Source organism: Mycobacterium sp. NGS58, assembly GCF_059812385.1.
Genome location: NZ_JCALCO010000038.1, coordinates 19,172 through 27,493 on the forward strand (window position 1 = coordinate 19,172; position 8,322 = coordinate 27,493).

At 70.5% G+C, this 8,322-nt stretch carries 7 protein-coding genes; 5 read left to right on the forward strand and 2 right to left on the reverse strand.

Features of this window, described 5'->3' with window-relative positions:
• Nucleotides 1-30: 30 nt before the first annotated feature.
• Genes AC5Y4H_RS24585 through AC5Y4H_RS24605 form a run of 5 tightly spaced genes read left to right on the forward strand, consistent with a single transcriptional unit; the run spans nt 31 to nt 4,718 of the window.
• Nucleotides 31-2,811: a sensor histidine kinase gene (locus AC5Y4H_RS24585; RefSeq protein ID WP_499986214.1), complete on the forward strand. Its 2,781-nt coding sequence runs from the start codon at nt 31-33 to the stop codon at nt 2,809-2,811.
• On the forward strand, nt 2,808-3,215 hold the full coding sequence (locus AC5Y4H_RS24590; protein WP_065057133.1) for a serine protease inhibitor: 408 nt from the start codon (nt 2,808-2,810) through the stop codon (nt 3,213-3,215). Before AC5Y4H_RS24585 ends, AC5Y4H_RS24590 begins: the two co-directional genes overlap by 4 nt.
• Nucleotides 3,216-3,221: 6 nt before the next feature.
• Complete coding sequence (locus AC5Y4H_RS24595) at nt 3,222-3,596, forward strand: DUF742 domain-containing protein (protein ID WP_499986219.1); 375 nt, start codon at nt 3,222-3,224, stop codon at nt 3,594-3,596.
• Nucleotides 3,577-4,164, forward strand: a complete 588-nt coding sequence (locus tag AC5Y4H_RS24600; protein WP_499986223.1) for a GTP-binding protein — start codon at nt 3,577-3,579, stop codon at nt 4,162-4,164. The genes AC5Y4H_RS24595 and AC5Y4H_RS24600 overlap by 20 nt, the downstream gene beginning before the upstream one ends.
• Complete coding sequence (locus AC5Y4H_RS24605; protein WP_499986224.1) at nt 4,161-4,718, forward strand: pentapeptide repeat-containing protein; 558 nt, start codon at nt 4,161-4,163, stop codon at nt 4,716-4,718. The genes AC5Y4H_RS24600 and AC5Y4H_RS24605 overlap by 4 nt, the downstream gene beginning before the upstream one ends.
• Nucleotides 4,719-4,722: 4 nt before the next feature.
• Here AC5Y4H_RS24605 and AC5Y4H_RS24610 read toward each other — a convergent pair whose 3' ends face one another.
• Both AC5Y4H_RS24610 and AC5Y4H_RS24615 read right to left on the reverse strand, forming a co-directional pair.
• The gene (locus tag AC5Y4H_RS24610; protein ID WP_499986225.1) at nt 4,723-7,293 is read right to left on the reverse strand and encodes an ATP-binding cassette domain-containing protein; all 2,571 of its coding nucleotides are present in this window, start codon (nt 7,291-7,293) and stop codon (nt 4,723-4,725) included.
• Between the two features lie 38 nt (nt 7,294-7,331).
• The coding region (locus AC5Y4H_RS24615; RefSeq protein WP_499986227.1) for an ABC transporter permease at nt 7,332-8,322 on the reverse strand (991 nt) is incomplete at its 5' end.

Genomic DNA, 8,322 nt, shown 5'->3' on the forward strand with positions numbered 1-8,322 from the left:
GGCCGTTCGCGCGGCCGCGATGACGTGACCATGTTCACCCGCCCGGCCGGCCCGGCCGAGGCGGATGTCGCAGAGCCCGCACCCGACAGCGGTGCCGGGGCCGCGCGTGCCAAACGCCCGCCGACCTGGTCACTGAGCAACTGGCCGGTGCGCTGGAAGGTGCTGGCGATCGTGCTGGTCCCGCTGGTATTGGCGACGGTGTTCGGCGCGCTGCGCATTCACGGCGCCATGGCCAACGCGGCCGGGCTGCGGCTGGCCGCCTCCCGAGCCGACGTGGTGCCGGTGATCACCAAGTACATGTCGGCGCTGGACGTCGCGCTGGTGGCCAGTTCCACCGGACGCGACCTCGAGGGCGCCAAGAAGAACTACGAGGCGCGCAAATACGAGCTGCAGGCCAGGCTGGACGACACCGACGTCAGCGCCGATGTCAGCTCTGGGGTGAGCAACCTGCTCGACGGCGGCCAGATGCTGGTGAACAAGGCGGCCGACCCCAGCCTCGGTTTGCGGGAGCGGGTGACGCTCTACGCGCCGATCCTGTTGACGGCAGAAGACGTCATCAACGCCTCGGTCCGCGTCGACGACGAAAAGATCCGCGCCCAGGCGCAGGGTCTGAGCCGGGCCGTCGGCGCCCGCGGACAGATGACGATGCAGAAGATCCTGATCACCCGCGGGGCCGAGCTTCCCGAGCCGCAGCTGCGGACGTCGATGATCACCCTGGCGGGCACCGAGCCGTCGACGCTGTTCGGCATGAGCGAGGTGCTCGGCGCCGGATCGCCCCAGGCCAAGGCGCTGCAACAGCAGATGGTGAGCCGGATGGCGATCATGTCCGATCCGGCCAGCGTGCTCGTCGACAACGCCGACCTGCTGCGTTCGATCCAGACCACCGACGACATCGCCGATCAGGTCATCAAGGACTCCACCGCGTCGGTGACCAAGTCGGTGCACGCCCAGGCCGCCGAGCGGCGCTCGGCCGCGATCACCGACGCCGTCCTGGTGCTGGCCGCCATCGTGATCGCGCTGGTCGTCGTGCTGCTGGTGGCGCGCGCCCTGGTGCGGCCGCTGCGCATCCTGCGTGACGGCGCCCTCAAGGTCGCCCACACCGATCTCGAAGAGGAGATCGCGAGCGTGAAAGCCGGTGGGGCCGAGCCGGTTCCAACCCCGCTGCCGGTGTATACCACCGAGGAGATCGGCCAGGTCGCGCACGCGGTCGACGAGCTGCACAACCAGGCCCTGTTGCTGGCCGGCGACGAGGCGCGGTTGCGGCTGCTGGTCAACGACATGTTCGAGACGATGTCGCGGCGCAACCGCACGCTGGTGGACCAGCAGCTGGCGCTCATCGACCGGCTGGAGCGCAACGAGGAGAACCCCGACCGCCTCGACAGCCTGTTCCGGCTCGACCACCTCGCGGCGCGGCTGCGCCGGAACAGCGCGAACCTGTTGGTGTTGGCCGGCGCGCAGCTCGCCCGCGACCAGCGCGACCCGGTGCCGCTGGCCACGGTGATCAACGCCGCGGTGTCCGAGGTCGAGGACTACCGCCGGGTCGAAGTCGCCGGGATGCCCGACTGTGCGCTGATCGGCTCGGCCGCGGGCGGGGCCATCCATCTGTTCGCCGAGCTGATCGACAACGCGCTGCGCTACTCGCCGCCGACGACCTCCGCCCGCATCTCGGCGTCCCGCGGCGGCGACGGGGGAGTCGTGGTGCGGATCGCCGACGCCGGCCTGGGGATGAACGACGCCGACCGGCGCATAGCCAACATGCGGCTGCAGGCCGGCGGCGACGTCAGCCCCGACAACGCCCGGCACATGGGTCTTTTCGTCGTCGGCCGGATCGCGGCCCGGCACGGGATCCGGGTGGGGCTGCGCGGCCCGGCGGCCAACGAATCGGGCTCGGGTACCACCGCCGAGATCTACCTGCCGCCGACGGTGCTCGCCGGGCTGGCCGCCGCCGAATCGGCGCCGCCCCGCCACATTCGCGCGGTCTCCTCCTCGAGCGCCGAGCTGGCCGGCGTGACCGCCGCCGCGGATGACACCGAGCAGGATGACGGCCCGCGGGAGCCGGCGGTGCACGCCGCCCCGGATGCGTCCGGGCCGTCGGTCACGTTGCTGCCGCGCCGCAACCCGGGATCCAGCGGTATCACCGAAGTCCCCGCCCCGCCCGCCGAGCAGCAGCCGAGTCGCCAGCGCCGCGAGCTGGCGACCCCCTGGTGGGAGAAGACGCCCAAGTCGGCGCCGGCTCCCGAGAAACCGGCGCCGGCGCGGGCGGCGTCGGACACCTCGGCGTTCTTCTCCGCCCGGTCCCGGGAGGCCGACGGCCGCACGGAGTCGCGGCCAGACCTGCCGGCGCGACCCGCCCCGGTCTCGTCCATCCCGTCGGCCCCAAAGACCCAGGCGGGTCCGGCCGACGACGACGTCATCTACCGGCGGATGCTGTCGGAGATGCTGGGCGACCCGCACGACCTGGCCAACAGCCCCGACCTGGATTGGCAGTCGGTCTGGGACCGCGGCTGGACGCTGGCGGCCGCGGCCGACGAGAAACCCGTCGAGGCGCACACCACCGACCACGGCCTGCCGGTGCGCACGCCGGGCGCCCGGCTGGTACCCGGGAACGCCAACAGCGCCGACCTGGACGAGCCCGCCGAGCCCGAGCAGGGCCAAAACGGCCGATCGCACCGGGAGCCGCAGCATGCGGCCACTGGACCTGTGGCCCGGGACCCCGAGGCGGTTCGCGCCTCGTTCAGTAGCCATTTCGGTGGCGTGCGCACCGGACGCTCGCACGCCCGTGAGACCGACCAAGGATCCGACCAACAATGACGTCATCGGACAATTCCCTTGACTGGCTGGTGACCAGGTTCGCCCGCGAGGTCCCCGGCGTCGCGCACGCGCTGCTGGTATCCGTCGACGGGTTGCCCATCGCCGCCAGTGAGCATCTCCCGCGGGAACGCGCCGACCAGCTCGCGGCCGTCGCCTCGGGGCTGGCCAGCCTGGCCACCGGGGCCGCGCAGCTGTTCGAGGGCGGGCAGGTGCTGCAGTCGGTGGTCGAAATGCAGAACGGCTACCTGCTGCTGATGCGCGTGGGGGACGGCTCGCACCTGGCGACGCTCGCGGTGGCGTCGTGCGACATCGGTCAGATCGGCTACGAGATGGCAGTCCTGGTCGAACGGGTGGGCGGCGTGGTCCAGTCGACCCGCCGGTCGGCCGTGCAGCAGCACTCGTGAGCGCCGATGGATAGTTCCGAGAACTGGCCGGCGCACCGCAAGGGGAACCTGGTCCGTCCGTACACCCTGACGTCGGGACGGACCGACACCAACGTCGACCTTCCCCTCGAGGCGCCGATTCAATCGCTGCAGGCCGGGCTGACGCACCGGTGGCCGCCCAACGACCCGCGAGGCAGAATCATTCAACTGTGCGTCGACAGCCCGTCCGTCGCCGAAATCTCGGCCCGTCTGGATCTTCCGCTGGGTGTGGCGCGCGTCTTGGTCGGAGATCTCGTGCTGTCCGGCTACGTTCGAGTGCACAAGACGTTGTCCGAGCGTTCGACCAGAGATGAGCGCCACGACCTCATAGGAAGGACACTGCGTGGCTTACGCGCACTCTGACGTGCAGCGCGATTCCGGCGCCCACGCGTCGACCAAGATCGTGATCGCCGGCGGATTCGGGGCCGGCAAGACGACCTTCGTCGGGGCGGTGTCGGAGATCATGCCGCTGCGCACCGAGGCGATGCTCACCGACGCCTCGAACGGCGTCGACGCGCTCGAGGCCACCCCGGACAAACGAACCACCACCGTCGCGATGGATTTCGGCCGCATCACGCTGGCCGAAGACCTGGTGCTGTACCTATTCGGCACGCCGGGGCAGCGCCGCTTCTGGTTCATGTGGGACGACCTGATCCGCGGCGCGATCGGCGCGGTCGTGCTGGTCGACTGCCGCCGTCTGCAGGACAGCTTCGCCGCGGTCGACTTCTTCGAGCACCGCAACCTGCCGTTTCTCGTCGCGGTCAACGAGTTCGACGGCGCGCCCCGCTACCCGGTCGCCGAGGTGCGCGAGGCGCTGACCCTGCCGACGCACATCCCGGTGATCACGGTCGACGCCAGGGATCGCCGGTCGGCGACCGACGCCCTGATCGCGGTCAGCGAATACGCCCTGGCCAGCCTGTCGGCCAATTGACCACGCGGTGGGTCGACCAGGAATTCGAGGCCCACGACTTCACCGACGACGACCTGTCCAGGGTGCAGACCGAGCGGGTCGTGTTCACCGAATGCAACTTCAGCGGCGCCAACCTCGCCGAGTCGGGACACCGTGGCTCGGCCTTCCGTAATTGCACGTTCCGGCGCACGTCGTTGTGGCACAGCGCCTTCCACCAGTGCACCATGCTGGGCTCGGTGTTCGTGCAGTGCCGACTACGGCCGATCACCTTCGACGAGGTGGATTTCACGCTGGCCGTGCTCGGCGGCATCGACCTTCGCGGCGTCGACCTGAGCGGCTGCCGGCTGCGGGAAACCAGCCTGGTGGAGGCCGACCTGCGCAAGGCCGTGCTGCGCGGTGCGGACCTGCGCGGGGCGCGGACCGCCGGCACCCGGCTGGACGGCGCCGACCTGCGCGGCAGCACCGTGGATTCGACGCTGTGGACGACGGCCTCGCTGGCCGGTGCCCGCGTCGACGTCGATCAGGCCGTGGCGTTCGCCCTGGCCCACGGGCTGCGGCTGGACGGCGACGGCTGAGCGCTCAGCGGGGGAGCCGGATGCGCCAGCGCACCAGCGCGGCGTAGGCGACGGTGAGCACCGCGAGCATGCCCATGTCGAACAGCCAGGCCGCCGGCGTGTGCTCGAAGTGGCTGTCCCGCGGGCTTTGCGGGCCAGGCGACACGGCCCACAGGTCGACCGTCGAGCCCTGGGCCGCGTAACCCCACCGCGAGGGCACCAGCCAGGACAGCTGGTCGAGGAAGATTCGATGGGTGACCGGCACCATGCCGCCGGACAGCACCATCTGCATCATCAGAGACACCACCAGCAGCGGCATGATCTGCTCGTTCGAGCGGGCCAGCGCGGAGAGCAACAGGCCGAGCATCGCCGCCGCCACACACGTCGTCGCGACGCCGGCGAACAGCTCGAAAGTGGCTGCGAAACGGGACGTGCCGAGCAGCACCGCCGGTCGCGTCGGGGGCCCCTTGCCCACCACCACGATGGCCGTGGCGATGGCGGCCTGAATGACGGCGAACGTGCAGAAGACCGCGACCTTAGCCAGCAGATAGGCCGTGCTCGACAGGCCGACCGCCTGTTCGCGGCGGAAGATCGGCCGCTCACCGATGAGGTCGCGGATGGTCAGCGCCGTTCCCATGAACACGGCTGCCATGGTGAGCAGGGTGAGGATCATCCCGGCTTCGCCGGCCGATTCACTCACCGGATCCGCATAACCGAAACCGACCGTGCCGGGAACGGTCAGCGAGAGCGCGCCCATGACGAACGGCAGTACCGCCAGGAACAGGAAGTAGGCACGGTCCGAGACCACCAGCCGGACCTGGCGGCGGGCGATCGTGGAGAACTGGTGGCGCTTACTGGTGTGCGCCGGCACGCCCAGCTCGGCCGGCGCCTCGGTCTGCGTGGGTGGCGGGGGTCTGTTCTGGGCGAGAAAGCGGCGGTTGGCCTCGTCCGGGTCGGCGCCCACCTTGGCGAAGATATGCGCCCAGTTGGTGGTCCCCATCGCGGAGCCGATCTGGCCGGGCGGGCCGAGGTACGCCGTCTTGCCGCCGGGCGCCATCAGCAGCACCTGGTCGCAGACGTCGAGGTAGGTCAGCGAGTGGGTGACCACCAGCACGACGCGGCCCGCGTCGGCCAGTTGTCGCAGCATGGTCATGACCTGCAGGTCGAGCGCCGGGTCCAGGCCGGAGGTCGGCTCGTCGAGGATCAGCAGCGACGGCCCGGTCAGCAGTTCCAGCGCCACCGAGGCGCGTTTGCGCTGGCCTCCGGAGAGCTTGTCGACGCGGGTGTCCGCGTGCGCGGTGAGGCCCAGCTCGTCGAGGACCTGGGCGACGACCTGCGCGCGATCGGCTTTGCTGGTATCGGGCGGCAGGCGCAGTTCAGCTGCGTAGCCGAGCGCCTGGCTGACCGTGAGCTGGCGGTGCACGACGTCGTCCTGGGGGACCATCCCGATCCTGGTACGCAGCGAGGCGTACTCGCTGTGGATGTCGTGCCCCTCGAAGGTGACCGAGCCCGACGACGGCGTGGCATACCCGGCGATCAGCCGCGACAGCGTGGTCTTGCCCGCACCCGACCCGCCGATCAGCGCGGTCAGCGTGCCCGGCCGGGCGACCAGCGAGATCCGCTCGAGGAGGTTCTTGCCCCCGATGCCGAAGTTGACCTCGCGCACCTCGAGGCCGCCGGCCCGGGTCGCCGCCTCCTGACGGCGAACCAACACGCCGCCGTGGAACACCAGGTCGACGTTGCCGATGGTCACCACGTCGCCGTCGGTCAGCGCCGCCGACCCGACCTTGACGCCGTTGACGAAGGTGCCGTTGCTGCTGTTCGCGTCGCGGATCTCGGCGCCGGTCGGGGTCGGGTTCAGGAAGGCGTGATGGCGTGAGGCCAGCACATCGTGCACGACGATGTCGTTGTTGAGCGCGCGCCCGATCCAGGCGGAGCGACCGGCCGCCGGCCGGCGCTCGGATTCGCCCCCAGGGACGCTGACCCATGTGGTGGGGAACTCCCCGGCGTCGCTGCTCCTGCCGGTCGGCGGGTTCGGCGCGGCGGGATGCGGCCCGGACTGCGGTACCGCGCGGGTCGCGGCCTCCGGCGGGACGATCGGGACGGCCGACCTGCGCTGTGTGTCTCGCCGGGGGAACGGACGCGACGGGGCCGAGGCGGGCGGCCTTGGGGGATGCGCGGCCGGCCGGGCCGGGCCGGCGGCCGCGGGTCGCGGGGGCGCCGAGGCGCCGGGCGCGGCGGTGATGATCGGGATGGACTTCGTGGTCGGCGGGAGCAAGCCGACGTTGCCCATGCCCACTTCGAAGGTGATCCGCGGGCCGTCGGGCTTGCCGATGTTGATCGTCTGGCCGTCGTGGATGTCGACGATCGGCACCCGCTGGCCGTCCAGGTAGACCCCGTTCAGCGAGTTGTTGTCGACCGCCAGCCACCGCCCCTGATCGAAGCGCAGCAGCACGTGCGCGCGGGCGATCAGCGGATGCGCCACGCGCAGGTCGGCCCGCAGGTCGCTGCCGACGACCACGTCGCGCCCCGCGGCGAAACTACCTTCGGAGCGGTCAGATCGAGCCGTCAGCACGGGCTGCTCAGGTCGAGTCATCACATCCAGGTTGGAAAATCGCGGTTGGTAGCGCCGGCCTAGCGTTTCAGCCGGATATGCCAGCGGACGAAGCCGGTGTAGCCGATCGACAGCGCCGCGAGCATGAACATGTCGAAGACAAAGATGTGCTTCGAGTGCTGCCAGATCGGGTCGTTGGTCGGGATCTGCTTGACCTTCACCAGCGACGGGAAGTCGATCGAGGACGCGCCCGCCGCGTAACCCCACCGGGCCGGCGTCAGCCACGCCATCTGCTCGAGGCCGATGCGCTGATACACCGGGATCATGCCGCTGGAGAACACCAGCTGCGACATGATCGACACCACCAGCAGCGGCATGATCTGTTCGTTGGACTGCGCCAGCGCCGACAGCAGCAGCCCGAGCATGGCCGACGCTATACAGGTGCCCGCCACGGTGACGAACAGCGAGAAGGTGGAGTTACCGAAGAACTGGGGATGCGCGGTCGGCGCGCCCTTACCCAGCCGCACGATGATGGTCGCGATCGCCGCCTGGGCGGTGGCGAAGACGCAGAACACCGCGATCTTGGCCAGCAGGTAGGCGGTGGTGGACAGGCCGACGGCCTGCTCCCGCCGGAAGATGGCGCGCTCGCCGATCAGGTCGCGAATGGTCAGCGCGGTGCCCATGAAGACGGCACCGATGTTCAGCAGCACCATGATGTACTGCGGCTGCGTGGGCGCGGGCCCCATCGGGTCGGCCGGGCCGAGGCCCGGGTGCGGCCCCTTCACCGTCAGCGACAGCGCACCGATGAGGAACGGCAGGATCGCCAGGAAGATCGTGTAACCGCGGTCGGAGACGACGAGGCGAACCTGGCGCCGGGCGATCGTGGACAGCTGCCGGAACAGGTCGGTCTGGGGTGGTTCGCCCAGATCCGCCGGGCTCTCCGGGGTCGGCGGCCGCGACGACTGCTGGTTGCGCTCCTTGAACCGGCGGTTGGCCTCGTCCGGGTCGGCACCCACCTTGGCGAAGATGTCGGCCCAGTTGCGCGTCCCCATGGCGGACTCGACCTGGTCG